General features: G+C 62.7%; 12 protein-coding genes. 10 read left to right on the top strand and 2 right to left on the bottom strand.

The features are described 5' to 3' along the window. The 10 genes from PLU72_01760 to PLU72_01715 all read left to right on the top strand — a co-directional run. Positions 1-3,954, top strand: a 3,954-nt coding sequence (locus tag PLU72_01760) for a hypothetical protein (GenBank protein HOT26882.1), incomplete at its 5' end; no start/stop codon positions are given. Between the two features lie 119 nt (positions 3,955-4,073). Then, the gene (locus tag PLU72_01755) at positions 4,074-4,655 is read left to right on the top strand and encodes a DsbA family protein (GenBank protein ID HOT26881.1); all 582 of its coding nucleotides are present in this window, start codon (positions 4,074-4,076) and stop codon (positions 4,653-4,655) included. Positions 4,656-4,663: 8 nt separating this feature from the next. Next, positions 4,664-5,326, top strand: coding sequence for an NUDIX hydrolase (locus tag PLU72_01750; protein HOT26880.1), 663 nt, complete (start codon positions 4,664-4,666; stop codon positions 5,324-5,326). A 10-nt stretch (positions 5,327-5,336) separates the two neighbouring features. Then, a complete protein-coding gene (locus PLU72_01745; GenBank protein HOT26879.1) occupies positions 5,337-7,052 on the top strand; it encodes a hypothetical protein in 1,716 nt (571 codons plus the stop codon). Then, on the top strand, positions 7,039-7,818 hold the full coding sequence (locus tag PLU72_01740) for an ABC transporter ATP-binding protein (GenBank protein HOT26878.1): 780 nt from the start codon (positions 7,039-7,041) through the stop codon (positions 7,816-7,818). Before PLU72_01745 ends, PLU72_01740 begins: the two co-directional genes overlap by 14 nt. A 1-nt stretch (position 7,819) precedes the next feature. Then, entirely contained in the window at positions 7,820-8,743 is a 924-nt protein-coding gene (locus tag PLU72_01735) for a DMT family transporter (protein ID HOT26877.1), read from the top strand. A 52-nt stretch (positions 8,744-8,795) separates the two neighbouring features. Next, the gene (locus PLU72_01730) at positions 8,796-10,199 is read left to right on the top strand and encodes an RNA polymerase sigma factor RpoD/SigA (protein ID HOT26876.1); all 1,404 of its coding nucleotides are present in this window, start codon (positions 8,796-8,798) and stop codon (positions 10,197-10,199) included. Positions 10,200-10,648: 449 nt separating this feature from the next. Further along, the gene (locus PLU72_01725) at positions 10,649-11,983 is read left to right on the top strand and encodes a protein-arginine deiminase family protein (protein ID HOT26875.1); all 1,335 of its coding nucleotides are present in this window, start codon (positions 10,649-10,651) and stop codon (positions 11,981-11,983) included. Positions 11,984-12,141: 158 nt separating this feature from the next. After that, positions 12,142-13,068, top strand: a complete 927-nt coding sequence (locus tag PLU72_01720) for a 3-hydroxyacyl-CoA dehydrogenase NAD-binding domain-containing protein (GenBank protein ID HOT26874.1) — start codon at positions 12,142-12,144, stop codon at positions 13,066-13,068. Positions 13,069-13,075: 7 nt separating this feature from the next. Continuing rightward, complete coding sequence (locus PLU72_01715) at positions 13,076-14,284, top strand: acetate kinase (GenBank protein ID HOT26873.1); 1,209 nt, start codon at positions 13,076-13,078, stop codon at positions 14,282-14,284. 350 nt (positions 14,285-14,634) lie between these two features. Here the strand turns inward: PLU72_01715 and PLU72_01710 are convergent, their stop codons facing one another. Then, a complete protein-coding gene (locus PLU72_01710) occupies positions 14,635-15,597 on the bottom strand; it encodes a deoxyribonuclease IV (GenBank protein HOT26872.1) in 963 nt (320 codons plus the stop codon). Beyond that, entirely contained in the window at positions 15,584-16,771 is a 1,188-nt protein-coding gene (locus tag PLU72_01705; GenBank protein ID HOT26871.1) for an SUMF1/EgtB/PvdO family nonheme iron enzyme, read from the bottom strand. Before PLU72_01705 ends, PLU72_01710 begins: the two co-directional genes overlap by 14 nt. Positions 16,772-16,823: the final 52 nt, after the last annotated feature.

Raw genomic sequence — 16,823 nt, 5'->3', positions numbered from 1 at the left:
GCACGCATCAGGGAAAAGGGGATCTTCGTTCTCTGGATCGGCATGGGCATCTCGACGCCGGCGAAAGAGACGGTGTTCGCCGATGCGGCGAAGGCGACGGACGGCGAATACGTCATCAGCGAATCGACGGACGAGATCGCGAAGAAGCTGACCGCCCTGCTGGAACGTCTCGAGAAACCCGTCGAGTCGAAACTCGTCCCGATCGCGATCGAGATATCGTACACCACAGCCCGGGGCGAAACGCTCCGATACAAGGCCCAGGACCAGGCGACCTTCACGCCCCCGGCGAAGGCCGGCACGCCGATGGAGCCCGACGCGGTGGAAATCGCCACCGGCGAGAAGGCTCTTCTGCACGACGCGCCCACCGCACACACCGTCGGCGGCGCACCCCTCGAGGGGACCGGCACCTCAATCTGCGCCCGGACGGAGATCGGCCGAACGACGAGCAACAAAGCCATGGAGATGACGGTCAAACGGGCCGCCTATTTCGACAGGCTGAAGGGTCTCGACGCGCGAAGAAACGGGTTCCAGTTCGTCGCCTTCGAGATCGAACTCCGAAACCGGACCGAGAAGAACACGCCATATATCATTCCAAGTATATTCAAACACTTTTATCTCGGCCTCGGCGCGAAGGGCCTGTATCCAGCTTCGAAGGCGACATGGCTCGTCGAAACGCCCGTTACCCGGCACGGCGACCCGTCGATCGAGATCCCGGCGGGCGGGACAGCGGCAGGGGCTTTGATCTTCCAGGTGCCGGCGCAGAACGACGGATTCACGCAGCAGTCTCTTCATTTCTACGACACGGAATACGGACACATCCAGATGCCGATCGCGGGCGCACTGCCGGACAAATGGCTCGAACTGGAAAAATTGCCGACCGCCCGGCCGGCAGATCTTTCCGATACGTTCAAACTCGTCGTGACGGCAACGGGGCTCGAATCGAAGCTCGACCGATTCGAGACGGAGCACGGGGCGCGGTTCCGGGTGATCGAAGGCTCATTCGAGTCGCGGGTGCAGGCCTTGCTGAACATCGATCCGGCCCGGCGAATCCTGCTGCGATATCCCACCGCCGCGGGAGACCTGATGGCCGGCCTCAGCGACGTCACGGGGTTCATGCCGCTCGGGTTCCGGGATCCCGTCCTGTTGGCCCCCTCATCGAACAACCCGATCCGGCTGTCCTACGAAATCCCCGCCGCGCTCGATCCATATCAATCGGAATTGTATTTCGATCTTGCCAGCGGAAGCGCCGTCATCCCCGTCACGAACGGGAAACCCTACGGGGCCCCCGCCCCCATCGCCGAGTTCGACGGGGATCTCTTCACGGTCAGGATCAACCAGCTCACGCAGGTTCCGACCGGAGTGACCGTCACGGATGAAACGGGCGATACGAAGACGATCCTCAAGGGCTGCGTCCTGCTCGACGCAACCTTCGCCGACAAGCCGGGGAACGCCGGCACGGTGATTCCGCAGCAGTATTTCGCCCTGGTCAGCAGGTCGTACAAGGCCGATCCCAAGGCCGTCGCCGGCCGCATCGGGCTGGGCGGGGGCGGCGCGTCCCGCAAGGACCTTCTGCCCCCCTCGCGGGCCAACGACAGGCTGGTGTTCGGCATCGGCAACCGGTTCGGCGTCTTCGAAGGGCAGGATCGGCGTGCCGTCGTGATCTTCGACGATCCGGGCACGGATCTCGCGAACTGGAGCCTCCAGTCCCCCTTCAACGACAAGATCCAGGTTCCCGTCAGCCGGGGCGCGTTCGCGTCTCCCGAGCTGATCGCCTATCGGGTCGCCGTGCCGGACCGGGAGATTCCATTCACCCGCCTTCTCGATGACGCCGTCAACGCGGCGGTCCAGACCTACGCGACACTGGACGGAAAGCGGCGTTCCACCCCCGTGATCAGACTCGAGACGAACGACGGCTTCGACGGGCCGATCGTCCCGCCGATCGGCACATTCGGACTGCGCGCCATGGGCGACATAACGAACGTGCAGCAGGTTCTGGATCTGTTGTCGGCGATCACCTGCATCCCGAAAAACGCAAACGGTGACCGGGTGACCGCCTTTGACGCAAGCCCGGAAAGCGTGGTCACGCAGGGATTCGGCGACATCGGCGCGACCGCCAACCTCGCGGTGGCGCTCCTGGCGAAGCTCGGGCTGTCGCCGCGCCTCGAGCCGTTGGAGTTCACAGACGCCGGCGCACAGGCCCTGTCCGAGTATTTCGGCTTCGACGTGAAGAAGGAAAAATCCGTGCCGATCGGCATCTCGTATGACGACGGCGCGAACGGCCGCAAAACGTTCGTCGTCCCGTTTATGCGTGACATCGCCGAGCTCTCGGGCTTCGTGTATCCGCCGAAGGACGCCGCGAAGGTCAGCTCCGCGTCCTCCGGCCGTTCGGCCGTCATCACCGTCACGGCGGTCTACGAACCATCGTCCGACGGCTCTGTCAACGCTGCCGCGGGCGATGCCGGGTCGGCCCTGGGCGGGGGCGGCGGCAAGAAAGCGACCGAACTGCGCATGCTGCAGACCTCGCTGCGACTCGACACTCTGAGCCGCGACGCGGTCGATCTCGCGTTCGCGCCCGTCACGGCAGGCGGGAAAACCGCATACGGGGCGGTCCTGACGACACCGGAAGGCGTCATGACCGGGGAGAAAATGCTGGAGCATGTCGGGCGGATCACGGCGATCCGGGTCGAGATCGGCGGCCTCGACCGGCCTTGCATCCACACGATCGACCTGGCCGGGGAGCGGAAGCCCGAGAGGTTCCTGATCACCCTCGGGATCAACCTCCCCGACCTTCCCGCGAAGGCGGCGTCAGCCTTGTCCGAGGCGTTCAAGGCCGCGTATGCCGGCGTGAAGCAGCCGGAACCGTTCACCGCGGTGCGATGGCACAACCGGCAGATCCTGTACCGACTCATCGCCGGCCAGACGGCCTTCGACACGGGCCTCGTTCCGGCCGGGCTGGTCCTGGGCCGCATCAGGAAGCCGCGCTGCATCGTCGTGGTTTCGGAGCGAGACGGAGCGGGCCAGGTGTCCACGTCGATCGATCTTCTCCAGCCGTTCAACGAGATTCACGCGGGTGCCGACGAGTTGCGGAAAACGTATTTCCTGCTGAACGGCCTCTTCCAGTCGAGCCTGGAGTCTCAGCTTCTGCCGGAAGGAAGCAGAATGGGGTATCTCGACGTGTGGCGGAACGCCCCGAAAGACGCGGAGATTCTCGCCATCGCGGTCGGGCCGGACCGCAGCGGTCTGCTCAAGCAGCTGGAGAAGGCGGGCACATTCCCGGCCGGGTTGCTCAAGGCGGTGAAGGAAAACAAAAAGATTCTGTTTTTCCTGTCGAAGCCGGCAACGATCGCGGGCAAGGAGCGTCTCGCATGGCTGGAGGTCGATCCGGTCACTTTCGAGACGCTGTCCGTGCTGGACAACGGCCTGCACGGCGGGACCGCCGAATTTTCGATGCTGACCACATCGCTGGGTGAAGACACGCGCGAGTTCGTGAAAGGCACCTGGATCGGGATCAACATGTCGGTCTGGTCGGTGGGAAGCATCGCCCTCAAAACCCAGGAGAAAGGCCAGATTTTCACCGAGGCGAAGGCGCTCGCGCTGAAGATCGGGGCCACGCTGGCCGAGTTCCAGGACAATCTGGGAAAGGCGAAGGAATACTACGACAAGATCGGAGAACTACAGGAAAAGTCCGCCGAAGCGCTCGAGAACATGGGCGGCAGCGGAGATGACGGGGGCGATTCAGACGATACCGACGACGGCGCAAAGATCAAGGAGAACCTGACGAAGGTGTTCGACCAGCTTCCCCGCGTGAAGATCTTCGGGGTGGACGCCAACGAGAAGCTGAAAGAGGGCTTCCGGGGCTTCACGAACGGGTATAATACGGCGGTCGACGTGTATTTTCACGCGTTCAGCGGCACGAAGAAGCATGTCGAGGTCGGGGCAGGCGGCGGCAACTGATGGCCGCGTCCTGCCAAAAAGGTGCGTTTCGTTCGATTTTCCTGTGATAGACTCATGACGGCGAACGGGGATTCCGGTCGCCGATTCCGAGTGTTGCCGATGGCTGGAGGAGTGTGGCGGTGGCGGGTGATGCGCTGACTTTCTATTTCGATTTCACGTGTCCCTATTCCTATCTCGGCTGGGAGCTGCTGGAGAGAAAACGGCGCGAGCAGCCGTTCCAGGTGAAACTGGTCGGTATCGGGGCCAACCCGCCGGGAAATCCCGGGCTGCTGGGGCGTGAGTTCTGGAGCGATGCCCGTTGGTCGGAACTTCACGCCATCGGCCACAAACTCGGTATCGTCATCAACAAGCCGCCGTCCCCGTCGTCGTCCCAGGTTGCGCTGCGCGGGCTCAGCCTGTATGAAGGATTCGGCCTGACGGATTACGTGTCGGGCGTTTTCAAGGTGTTTTTTCGGGACAGCGTCGACATCTCCACTTCAAAAGCGCTCGTGGAGCACCTTCAGTTGAACGGAATCGACACACTGCCGCTTTTGAACGCCCTGAAGGATCCCGAAACCCTCAAAAAAGTCGAAGAAGACTCGCTGCTCTGGGGTCACGCCCGCATCAGAACCGTTCCCACCCTCGAGTTCGGCGCCGAACGGCTTGCCGGTCTGTTCGACCAGCGAGCCATCGATAATTTTCTCATCACACTGGACGTCTGAAAACCGCCATGACATTCACGTATGAGTATCCACGGCCGACGGTCACGGTCGACGCCGTCGTTCTCCGCCCCGACCTCGCTTTCACACGCATCGAGATCCTGCTGATCAGGCGCGGGCACGAGCCGTTCACCGGCTGTCTCGCCCTGCCGGGCGGCTTTCTCGAGATGGACGAGTCGCCCCTGACGGGAGCGGCCCGCGAACTGCAGGAGGAGACGGGCATTTCCGGAATTCCTCTCGCGCCCCTGTTCGCCTGCGGCGAGCCGGGCCGCGACCCGCGCGCGCGGTGCATCACCCTCGTCTACGGGGCGCTCGTTTCGGGGGCCGACCTCTCCCCGCGCGGCTCCGACGACGCCGACGAAGCTTCCTGGTTCCCGCTCTTCGACCCTCCGAAGATGGCGTTCGACCACGCCCGCGCGATCCGGGAGATCACGGCCGGGCTCCGATGGCAGGCGCGCACCGCCGTCATCGGCCGCACCTGTCTGCCCGACTCCTTCCGGCCGGAAGCCCTCCGGGCGCTTCACGCCCTCGTCTGTCCAGAGTCCGCGCAGGGCGACGACCCAGCCGAGCGCGGTCTCCGGCTCGGGCTCCTGAAATCCGCGGGAACGTCTAGCGAGCTCCGGTTCGCGATTCCCCCCCAGCCGGATCCCGATTGGCACCCCCTGCCCTGGTGACGCGTCGTCGATGAATCCGAACTCCCTCCTTTTCCCGACCTATCGGGCGTTCGTCCAGAGCGTCCGGAAACGGGGCGCCAGGTTCGCCGCCCTTCTCGCCGGCGGCGGCGTCTTCACGGCGTTCATTATTTATTTTGCATTATATAAATTTCTCGCCTATGTTTCGAAGGCCCCGATGCTGGGGGCGGTCATCGGCCCGATGATCGGCGGCCTGCTGGTGTCGAAACTGCTCGAGATGCTGTATCTCGCGCTGTTCATCATGATCGTCTTCAGCAGCGTCATCGCCGCGTTCTCCTCGTTCTATCTCGACGACGAGATCCGGTTGTTGATGTCGTCGCCGATCCCCTCCGCCCGCATCTTCTGGTCCCGGTTCGTCCTGATGGTGGGGGAAAGCAGTTGGATGGCCGCGGCGTTTTTCCTTCCCGTCTTCCTGGCGTTCGCCACCGCCGCCCAGGCGCCCCTCTGGGCGTATCTGATCTACCCGTTATATATCTTTTTCTTTCTTCTCGCGCCCAACCTGGTCGGGGGGCTTCTCGCGCTCTCGCTGGCGACGCTGTTCCCGATCAGGCAGATGCGCAAGGTGTTCCAGTTTCTCTCGGTGATGGTGCTGGCGGCGATGGTATTTTTCTTCCGATACATGGAACCGGAGAAACTGCTCAACCCAAGCTATTTCGGCAGCGTCTCGAACTACATTCTCAATCTTCAGAACCCGCTCACGAAGATCGGGCCGAGCGCCTGGATGCACACCGCGACGCGGACCCTGTTCGAGGGCGATCCGCTCGTCAGCCTCAGGCAGTTGCTTCCCCTGCTGACTCTGCTCGGAATCGGCCTCTTCATCATGCACGTCCTTGCACGCTCGTTCTACCGGCGAAGCTGGCAGATCTCCCTCGAAGCCGTCGAGAACCAGGTCCTGGGCCTCGAGTGGCTGCGCCGGGTGCTCATCATCCCCCTGAGGTTCGCCTCGCCGGAGTTCCGGGTCATCGGGCAGAAGGAGATTACGGTGTTCTTCCGCGATCCGGCGATCTTTTCCCAGATCTTCATGATGGCGGCGATCATCTTCGTCTACGGGTACAACCTGACGATTCTGCCGCTGAAAGACCTTCCCTCGCTGTATTCCGGGGAAATCAACGATACGATGGTCTATTTCAACGGTCCCTTCATCGGTTTCATCATGGCGGCCGTCGCGATGCGCTTCGTCTACCCTTCGATCAGCATGGAGGGACGGGCGTTCTGGGCCGTCAAGGCATCTCCCGTTCCGGCGTCGCGGCTCCTCCAGGTCAAGTTCATTCTGTATCTCGTGCCGATGATGGCGCTCGGCCTCCTGCTGTGTTTTATATCAAACAGAATATTCGCCGTCACCACCTCGTATCTGTTTCTGATCAGCTTCCTGAACGTCTTCATGATGTCGATCGTCATCACGGGCCTCGCCATCGGACTCGGCACGGTCTTCGCGCGGTTCGACGCCGACAACCCCCTCAAGATATCCGGCTCGTTCGGCGGTTTCGTCTTCATGATCAGCTGCGCGCTCTACGTGATGAACCTGCTCGTGCTCGAGGCCTACCCCATGTTCAGGATGTATTTCTATCGCTATTATCCGATCGCCGGCACGGGAAGCCGGCTCCTCATCCTCCTTTCCTTCGTTCTGCTGATCTTCTGCAGCGCGCTCTGGACGATCGTGCCGCTGATGCGGGCACGGGACACAATCGAACGCTATGAACCAGAATGAACCCGCCATCTCCCTGACCGGCATCGGCAAGCATTACGGCGATTTCGAGGCGCTGAAGCCGACGTCGCTCGACATCATGCCCGGCGAATTTTTCGGTTTTCTCGGCCCCAACGGCGCCGGCAAGACGACGATGATCCGCATCATCACGGGCATCATCATCCCCACCTGCGGCTCGGTGCGCATCTCCGGCCACGACGTGGCGAAAGACCCGGACGCGGCGAAACGGCGCATCGGATATATTCCCGACCGGCCGTATCTCTACGAGAAGCTGACGCCGCTCGAGTATTTCGAGTTCGTCGCCGGCCTGTACACTCTCACCGATGACCTGTGGAAGCAGCGCAGCGAGGAGCTGCTGAAGCTGTTCAAGCTCTGGGAATGGCGAAACGAGCTGATCGAAAGCTTCTCTCACGGCATGAAACAGAAGGTCGCGATGTGCTCGGCGTTCCTGCACGACCCCGACATCATCATCGTCGACGAACCGATGGTCGGCCTCGATCCCAAGAGCGTCAGACTGGTGAAGGACATCTTCAAGGAGCAGGTGAAGAAGGGCAAGACGATCTTTCTCACCACGCACACGCTGTCCGTCGCGCAGGATCTCTGCTCGCGGATCGGGATCATCAACCGCGGGAGCGTGATCGCGCTCGGCACGCTCGAGGCGCTGCGCATCCAGTCCGGCTCCGACACTTCCGATCTCGAATCGGTGTTCCTCAAGCTGACCGAGGAAGAGGCCGAGGAAGCGATGAGCCACCATCCGACCCCGGCCTGACATGTCGCGCCGCACGGGAATCCTCCTGCTCCTGGCGATGAACTTCGTCTGGGGCGGTTCGTATGCCGTGGCGAAATGGGCCCTCCTGTTCATGCCCCCCGCCATGCTTCTCATGTCGCGATTCCTGCTGGGCGGTCTCGTTCTGCTGCTGGTCGCCCCGCGTCCCCTCCCTCGCATCTCCCGGCGCGACTGGCTCGGCGTGACGCTGGTCGGCGCCCTCGGCATCACGCTGGCGTTCCTGCTGAACTTCTGGGGTCTCCAGCGCACGACCGCGACGAAAGCCGCCATCGAGATCACCCTCGAACCCATCATCCTGGTGCTTCTCGCGCGCATGTTTCTCGCCGAGCGGCTTCACCCGAGAACGATGGCGGCGCTGGCGATCTCGCTGGCGGGCACGTTCCTGCTGTTGCTGGGCGGCAAGGACCCGGCGACGCTCTGGAAGGAGATCGTCGGCGCCGGGGAACTGCTCGGCGACATTCTCGTCCTGTTCTCGGTGGCGCTGGGCGGGGTGTACACGGTGATCAGCAAGCCGGTGTCGCGGCGGATCGGGGCGATGTGGACCACGGCGCTCAGCAGCCTCATCGGCGCGGGCCTCACGCTTCCTCTCGCGGCCTGGGAAATCGGCGCCGGCCATGTGATACAATGGAGTCCCGGGCTCGTGCTGGCCATTTTGTTTCTCGGTCTGATCTGCACCGCCCTCGGATTCGCCCTCTGGAATCTCGTTCTCATCGACATGCCCGCGGGTATCATGGCGGTGACGCTGAATATACAACCGCTCGCGGGAATCATCATCGGGTGGCTATGGCTTGGCGAGACGATGACGCTCACGGGATACGCAGGAACCGCCCTGATTCTGGGCGGCGTCTCTCTCCTCCCCGTGGAGACCCCGCCCGCGGCGCCGGCCCCGAAGCCCGTTCCCGCCTGACCGCCCGGAGAGCCGGCGTCTTCCGGCCCGCATCGTCCGGATGAACTGAGCGATGCACTGTTACGAAGCCTTTCATTGCGACCGGACCGACTGCCCCGTCCGCCGAAACCGGATCAAACGATGCTGGCAGTGGTTCGGCGAGAACGGCACGGAAAGCGTCGACGACTGTCCCCACGCCCCATGCTCGACCTGCCATTACCGGATGGGCTGGGAGATCGGGCTGATCGGGGAAAGCCTGTTCCCACCGGATCAGCCGCCCGAACCCGAATCGGTCATTCCCTCTCCCCTGCCGCCAGCCAAACCGGAAGAGGCGCCGGAGCCCTCCCGATCTGCCGGAGAGACGGCGGAGACTCTTCCCGAAATCTCGGGCAAACCTGGCATGCGCTTCTGCTGGGAAGTGCTGCCTTGCCCGAACCCGCGCTGCCCGGTTCGAGAACGACGCATCATCCGGTGCTTCAAGTTTTTCGAGCCGCGCGGCATGGAGGCAAAACTCGCCGTCACCTGTGGCGAGCGGAGCTGCGACGAATGCCACTACCGAACGGGATGGGAAATCGGCACCATCAGCGAGGAACTGTTCGAGGACGTCCTCGCCGAGAAGCGGCTGAACATCGCGCGCGCCGACCGGATCAAGCGCCACACGCTCGTCGAGATGTATCTCGACGAGCTGTCGCGAAAACCCCTGACGCGGCAGCAAGAGCAGGATCTGGCCCGCAGGATCGCCGGCGACCGTGACGCAAACGAGCTTCTGCTGACGGCCAATCTGAAACTGGTTACCCGCATCGCCGCCGGGTATTCGAACCGCGGGCTCAGCATCATGGACCTCATCCAGGAAGGCAACATCGGCCTGATCAAGGCCGTCGCGAAGTTCGATTATACGCTTGGCTATAGATTCTCGACCTACGCCGCATACTGGATCAGATATTACATGCAGAAAGCGGTCAGCGAACAGGGTCGGGTCGTGCGCGTCCCGCACCATCTGCTCGCGGTCGCGCACAAGATCCGGCGCAGCATGCGCGAGCTCGAGGCCGAACTTCTCCGTCCACCGACCCTGCGCGAGCTGTCCCAGGTCCTCGATCTCGAGGAGGACAAAGTCCTCGAGATCATCCGGATCACGCAGACACCGGTTTCGCTCGAGGCGGGAAACAAGTCCGATGACGATACCGGAGAAACCGCCCCAGAGTATTTCCTCGCCGACCGGCGCCAGCTGTCGCCTGAGGAAATCGCGCTCGAGCAGGCGAAATCGGAGGCATGTCGAAAAGCAATCTCCCTCCTTCCGGACCGCCAGCGCGAGCTCGTCGAACTGTATTACGGTTTCCGCGACGAGGTCCCGAACCTCGCCGAAATCGGCCGCCGCATGGGCATCTCCCGCGAACGGGCGAGACAGATCCTGAAGGAAGCTCTCGAAACCCTCGGCCGCCACGAGTTCGTCGCCTCCCTGCAGGATTTCCTGGCGTAGGGCATGCGCATCGTTTTCACAACCTCGTGGTTCATCTCCTCGTCTCATACGTACCACCACAATCACCCGCATACTCGATACCGTTCGTGGTGAGCTTGTCGAAGCACGAATGCACTCGCCCTTCGACAAGCTCAGGGCGAACGACCGTGCCATGTCGGTCTGGAGAATTCTATTTTCCTCGTGATAGCTGTTGCCTAACATATGAGACGAGGAGATGGTGTCATCCGTATGCGTGTTTTGCGTTGAGATCCGATCCGCAGATGACGCCGACCAAGCAGATCTCGCAGATGAAATCTTGAAAAGCAGGTTTTTTTCAGCGAAATGCCTCTGCGAATCACGGCCATTCTCGTGAACACGAACCGATGCACATCGTCTTCATTCGAGGTATACTGTACGTATGTGAGAACAAAGACGCCGTGCCATGCACGTCGCGGGAAAGGAACGAACGAATGAATCTGCGCACGATCCTGGGGGTCACTCTTGCGGCGTTTTCCTGCCTGGTCGCGCCGGCTGCCGATGCGGCGCCGACGGCGGACAAGGTCGAACGGATCCAGCTGGTGAACAACAATCATGTTCCGCAGAAGCTGCTCGTGGTGTACACCTATGGGAACGGGCCGTTCGTGAAGGACCTGTTCAAGGTTGTCAAGCAGATCAACGAGCAGGACCGGCTGCCCGAGAACGACCGGCTGAAGCTGCACATCGTAACGTCCGGGGGTGATCCCGTGAAGGATCTCGGAATCGGCGCCGAGGATGCCGCCCGGTACGTCGAGATCAACCCGACTTTCAAATCGAGCGACATCTGGATGCAGGACTGCATGGAACTGTGCTCCGCCTGGGCGGACGGGAAGCGCGTGCAGGCCGTCTTCGACAGCAATCGCGGGCGCGGCCTCGCCGGGTTGCCGAGAGCTCTCGCCACCCTGTGGGACCTCGTCTATTTCAAGAATCCGGCGACCCAGATGTCGCACGGAGATTACGGCGGCAACCTCGAAGTGACGCCCTTCGACGACATCATGGTCGCCGGCAACACGATCACCGCCTCCTGCAAAGCCTTCTTCGAGAAGCTCGGGTATTCGGGCCGACTCGCCACCCCCGACACGCGCTGGCTGACGGTCGGGCATATCGATGAATATATTTCCTTCATTCCCACCCCCCACGCTCCCGGCGGCTACTCAATCGTCAAGGCCGATCCGGTCTACGCGCTCGAACTTCTCACCAACATCGAGGACGGCGAGCTCGACCGTCTGAACCGCTCCGACCGCGAGTTCCTGCTCCGGGTGAAGCGCGTTCTCAACGAACGGCTCGACGATCCCGACGCCGGCCGAGGGACGGCAGAGGGCGATTTCGTCACTCTGAACCGGGCGATCGGCGACATCATCGAAAAGAACGTCGGCGAGTTGAAGCAGTTCATCCGCGCTGCGGCGAACGACCCGGACCGCGACATCGCGGAAGTGGCCTGGCCGTCGTTGTACGAAGGCCGCGGGGGTACCCGGCCGACCGGCTGCTGCGCCTTCCTGCCCGGGGTCGTGAACCTGACCGTCGTGCGCAACCATCTGCTGGTGCCGGCCTGCCACATCCCGAGCTTCGACCGCATCATCGAGGCCCGGTTCCGCGCCCAGGGGAACACCGTTCATTTCATCGACGACGAGCCGTATCACGCCTCGATGGGCGAGATTCACTGCGGCACGAACGTTCTCCGCGACCCGAACCGCACGATTCTCACCGGGCGGCAGGTGCAGGCGGTCCAGTCCGTGAAAGCTCGCTTCCGGAGCATTCACAACGACTGACCCGTTTCCCGAACCTTGTCCAGACACCGAAGGCCCGTCAGCCTTCGGTGTTTTTCCATGTTTGACTTCTCTTCGAAGGGCTGGTACATTGAGTCGCTTTTGCCGGGGTACAGCCCGGCTGTCGTTAGACAGTGGTTACTCGCATCAGGAGAAGAATGATGAGTCAGAAACTGGTCGTGGTGTTCGGCGTCGGCCCTGTCGGACAGGGACTGGCGCAGGCCGTTGCGATGTCCGGCTGCGACGTCGTGCTGATCGATGAGGCGGCGGACAAGCTCGAGGACAGCCTGGTCAGGATCACGCAGGCGCTCGATTCCGAAATCGCCCGCTGGGGGCTTACCGAGGGCGAGAAGAAGTCGATTCTGAATCGCATCCGCACCTCGACGGATCTGAAGGAGGCGGCGAAAGCAAGCCACGTCATCGAAACGATCCCGGAGGGGCTCGAAGGCAAACGCCAGTTGTTTTCCAAGCTCGACGCCATCTGCCCGGTCGAGACGCTCCTGATCACGAATTCGGCGACGATCACCGTCACCGACACGGCGGCGGGCATGAAGCACCCCGAGCGGCTGATCGGCATGCACTTCCTCAATCCCGTCCGCAAGACCCCCGTCGTCGAAGTCTCTCGCGGCACACAGACCAGCGACGCCGCTCTCGAGAACGCGAAACGTTTCGCGAAGATGCTCGACAAGACCGTCATCCAGGTCTACGAGTATCCCGGCCTCGTCACGACCCGCGTCTTCCTGCCCATGCTGAACCAGGCGGCAAAGGTGCTCAACGAAGGCATCGCCAGCTGCGCGGATATCGACAACGCGATGAAGCTCGGCTTCGGGCTCAACATGGGCCCCTTCGCCCTCGCCGACCAGATGGGCGTCGACTCCCTCCTTTCCTGGATGGAAAGTTTGCACCACGAGACCAATGACAACGCGTATCTGCCCAGCAAGCTGATCCGCAAGATGGTCCGCGCGGGCCTCTACGGGATCAAAAGCGGCCGCGGCTTCTACCGCTACGGCCCCGACGGCCGGCGCATCGAGGGCAGCGGTCTGTCCATTCGCGAACTGAGCGCTCCCGGCGCCATTTCCCAGAGGTGACGAACGAATGAAAATTCTTGTACTCAACTGCGGTTCCTCCTCCCTCAAGTATCAGCTGTTCGACATGGCCGACAAGAGCGTCATGGCGAAGGGCCTCGTGCAGCGCATCGGCATCGCCGGCTCGAACATCGTCCACCGCAAGGGCGACAACGGCCCCAAGGTCACGATCAATACCGAGATCCTCGACCACAAGGACGGCATCCGGAAGGTGTTCGACCTGCTGATCAGCGCCGACAACGGCGTCGTCACGTCGCTGAACGAGATCGAAGCCGTCGGACACCGCGTCGTCCACGGCGGCGACAAGTTCGCCAGCAGCGTACTCCTGACCGACGACGTTCTCCAGGCCGTCCGCGACTGCATCGTCTTCGCGCCGCTTCACAACCCGCCGAACCTCAAGGGCGTGGAAGCGGTCTCTGAAATTCTGCCCAGCCTGAAGCAGGTCGGCGTCTTCGACACCGCGTTCCATCAGACGATGAAACCGGAAGCCTTCCTGTACGGCATCCCCTACAGCTTCTACGAGAAGGAACGCATCCGCCGATACGGCTTCCACGGCACGAGCCACCGGTTCGTCTCCCGCCGCGCCGCCGAACTGCTCAAACGCCCCCTCGAGGAACTGAAGCTGATCACCATCCACCTCGGGAACGGCTGTTCGATGTGCGCCATCGACAAGGGCAAGTCGGTCGAGACGTCGATGGGCCACACGCCGCTGGAAGGCCTGATCATGGGAACCCGCTCCGGCGACATCGACCCGGCGGTCATGCTCCACATCATGAAGCGGTATGAACTGACCCCGCACGAGGTCGACAACCTGCTCAACAAACACTCGGGCGTGCTCGGCATCAGCGCCGAGTCAAGCGACCTGCGCGACCTCGAGGAGGGGTGGCCAACCCGCAGCGAGCGCGCGAACCTGGCGCTCGACGTTTACTCGCACCGCATCAAGAAATATATCGGTGCATATATAGCGGTGCTCAACGGCTGCGATGCGCTCGTCTGGACAGCCGGCGTCGGCGAGAACAGCCCGATCGTGCGCAGCATCGTCTGCAAGGAACTGGGCTGGCTCGGCATCGAGATCGACCCGGTCGTGAACGACAAGACCTGGCGCGGCGCCGAGGGCGACATCGCGACGCCGAACGCGAAGGTCCGCAACCTCGTCATCCCGACGAACGAAGAACTCGTCATCGCCGAAGACACCCTCGAAATCGTCTCGAAGCGCTGAAGAGTTCCCGGGTTCGCCGCAACAGCAGGCACAGGCACAAAGGAAGCGTTCGTTTTTCCTTTGTGCCTGTGCTTGCTGTTGCGGGATCCGTTCGGAGAATCATACTCGTCTCATATATGAGGCGACAATTATCGCATTCGAAATATATCGTATACGACCTGACATGACACAGCCGTTCGCCCTGAGCTTGTCGAAGGGCGAGAGCTTTTGTGCTTCGACAAGCTCAGCACGAACGGCATCGAGTATGCGAGTATACGGGATGAGTGTCGTGGTACGTTTGCGACGAGTAGTCAATCCGAAGATACCGCAGGTCTCCCCTCAACTGGGGATGGATTGCTTCAACCAGAGCCTTATGCCAACGGAGCGTCTTTGGGGCGGAAGGCGCGTTTCGCACAGGCTTTCAACGCCGTGCGAAGGGTGGCGAGGTTTTTGAGGTCATCGGCGGGGTCTTCGTTGCCGGCTTGGGGGGTTTCCATGATGACGGGGCGGCCGGTGAAACCCGGCCGCAGCAGGAGTTCGGCGAGGTTTTCTGCGCCGATCACCCCGCCGCCGATGTTCTCGTGCCTGTCGTGATGCGCTCCGAAGGGCTTCATCGAGTCGTTCAGATGGACCACCCTGACGCCGTCGGGGCCGAACAGGCGGGCTGCGTCGCGTTCGAGCCGGTCGCGTTCCGCCACCTCGCGAAGATCGTAGCCGGCCTGGAACGCATGGCAGGTGTCGATGCAGACGCCCGTCGGGAACGGCATCTCGTCGCGAACGCCGGCGATCTCGGCAAGGTCGGCGCCGAGATCGTTCCGTTCCCCGGCGGTGTTCTCGAGCAGAAGCAGGGGCGAATCGGCCGCCACTCCGTCGAGAGCGGCATGGAGTCCGGCTTTCATGTGGCTCAAGCCGTCCTCGCGATCGGGATTGCTGCCCATGTGGACGACGACGAAATCGGCCCCGCACCGCGCCGCCATCCGGTATTCGAACCGCAGAACCTCGACGGATTTTCGCCGGACATCGGGGTTGGCGGAGGCGAGGTTCGCGAGATACCGCGCATGGACGATCAACGGCGGGGAACCGGCGGCCGCGCGGGCGGCATGAAACCGTTCGACCATCTCGTCAGACCAGGGGCGCAGTTCCCAGACTCTCGGGCTCGACGTGAATATCTGGAGCGTCGTGCATCCGCGGACCCGGTACCGCTCGAATAGGGTTTCAGGGCCAGAAGCGATCGAGAGATGGAACCCCACCCGCAGCCCGTTCGGCCACGGTTCCGAGGAGGTTTTTCTCTTCGCGCGCGGTCCTGCCCGGTCGGGGTGGTCAGGGTTTCGCATCTGGAGGCGGCGTATCGCGCACGCACCGGAACCCGACGGTGGTGCTGCGGTAGAAGGGCGTCCGATGCACGTCGCGGGCGCTGACCCGGCACCCTTTCGATTCATCGTCCCACGAGCCGCCGCGGATGATCGGCTGGCCGAAATGGCCGTTGAAATCGCGGCCGTCGCGGGCGTCGGGTTCGTAGGCGGTCACCGTCCACTCGGCCACGTTGCCAGCCATGTCGAGGGCCCCCCACGGCGAGGCGCCGTCCGGGAAGCTCCCCACCTTCACCGGATACCCGCCTATATTCACGTTTTCGACGCGAAAACTGCTCCCCCACGGGTATTCGCGGCCGTCACCGCCGCCCGCCGCGATCTCCCACTCGTCTTCGGTCGGGAGTCGTTTGCCGGCCCACTTCGCATACGCCCAGGCGTCGTACCAGTCGACGAGGACGACCGGGCACTCCTCCATTCCGGCCGGGGGTCGCCCCCCGAGCCAGCTGAACCGCAGCGCCCAGGTATATGTATGGTATGGTATATGATCTTTCTGCATGGGCTCGGAAGGATGGCACCACTTGTGTCCTTCACGTTTGATCGCATCGATGAAGCGGAGGTATTCGGCGCAGGTCACTTCGTATTTGTCGATCCAGAACCCCGGGCTCTTGATCTTCCGCAGAGGCCGTTCGTCCGGGTTGCCGCGCTCGTTGCCAAGCATGTAGACACCGCCCTTGACCTCGACCATTTCCCCCCTGGGGCGGCCGTTCGCGGGGGCCGCGGCCGGCGTCGAAGCGGGCATCTGGGTGACAGGGGCGAGTTCCAGCGTCAGTCGCTGTTCCTGGCCGGATGCGACGCTGAAGCTGAGCTTCTGGGAGGCGAAACCGGGAGCTGCCGCCTCGAGGCGGTGCTCTCCGGCGGGAATCTCGAACCGGAGTTCCGGCCCCGTGCCGCGGGGAAGACCGTCGATCAGCATCGTCGCTTCCGGCGGCGTCACGCGCACGATGAGGGTTCCCCGCTCGCCCCGAGGGCTCTGCTCGAGTTTTCCCCCGTCGAACGGGCAGAAGTTCACCCCGTCGTCGAACGACTTTCCGCACGCCGGACACTCCCTGCTCGCCAGGGCCGGGCGGATCAGAAGAGCCGCAAGGAGAACGAGCAGGATGGTGATTCCACGGTGAATCCGCATGTAAGCCCGGGGCATGGTTTCCCTCCACCAGACAAGATAGTCATGCCATCATAATACACGGCCACCC

This window comes from Candidatus Ozemobacteraceae bacterium (assembly GCA_035373905.1).
GTDB lineage: Bacteria > Muiribacteriota > Ozemobacteria > Ozemobacterales > Ozemobacteraceae > MWAR01.
The sequence above is the reverse complement of the archived record's forward strand: the minus strand, read 5'-3'. Positions and strand labels throughout refer to the sequence as shown.

Bases quoted from the DNA above. Each gene is read 5' to 3' on its own strand.
- PLU72_01730 (HOT26876.1), top strand. From the start codon at position 8,796: ATGCACTGTTACGAAGCCTTTCATTGCGACCGGACCGACTGCCCCGTC.
- PLU72_01750 (HOT26880.1), top strand. From the start codon at position 4,664: ATGACATTCACGTATGAGTATCCACGGCCGACGGTCACGGTCGACGCC.
- PLU72_01745 (HOT26879.1), top strand. From the start codon at position 5,337: ATGAATCCGAACTCCCTCCTTTTCCCGACCTATCGGGCGTTCGTCCAG.
- PLU72_01705 (HOT26871.1), bottom strand. From the start codon at position 16,771: ATGCCCCGGGCTTACATGCGGATTCACCGTGGAATCACCATCCTGCTC.
- PLU72_01725 (HOT26875.1), top strand. From the start codon at position 10,649: ATGAATCTGCGCACGATCCTGGGGGTCACTCTTGCGGCGTTTTCCTGC.
- PLU72_01720 (HOT26874.1), top strand. From the start codon at position 12,142: ATGAGTCAGAAACTGGTCGTGGTGTTCGGCGTCGGCCCTGTCGGACAG.
- PLU72_01735 (HOT26877.1), top strand. From the start codon at position 7,820: ATGTCGCGCCGCACGGGAATCCTCCTGCTCCTGGCGATGAACTTCGTC.
- PLU72_01715 (HOT26873.1), top strand. From the start codon at position 13,076: ATGAAAATTCTTGTACTCAACTGCGGTTCCTCCTCCCTCAAGTATCAG.
- PLU72_01740 (HOT26878.1), top strand. From the start codon at position 7,039: ATGAACCAGAATGAACCCGCCATCTCCCTGACCGGCATCGGCAAGCAT.
- PLU72_01710 (HOT26872.1), bottom strand. From the start codon at position 15,597: ATGCGAAACCCTGACCACCCCGACCGGGCAGGACCGCGCGCGAAGAGA.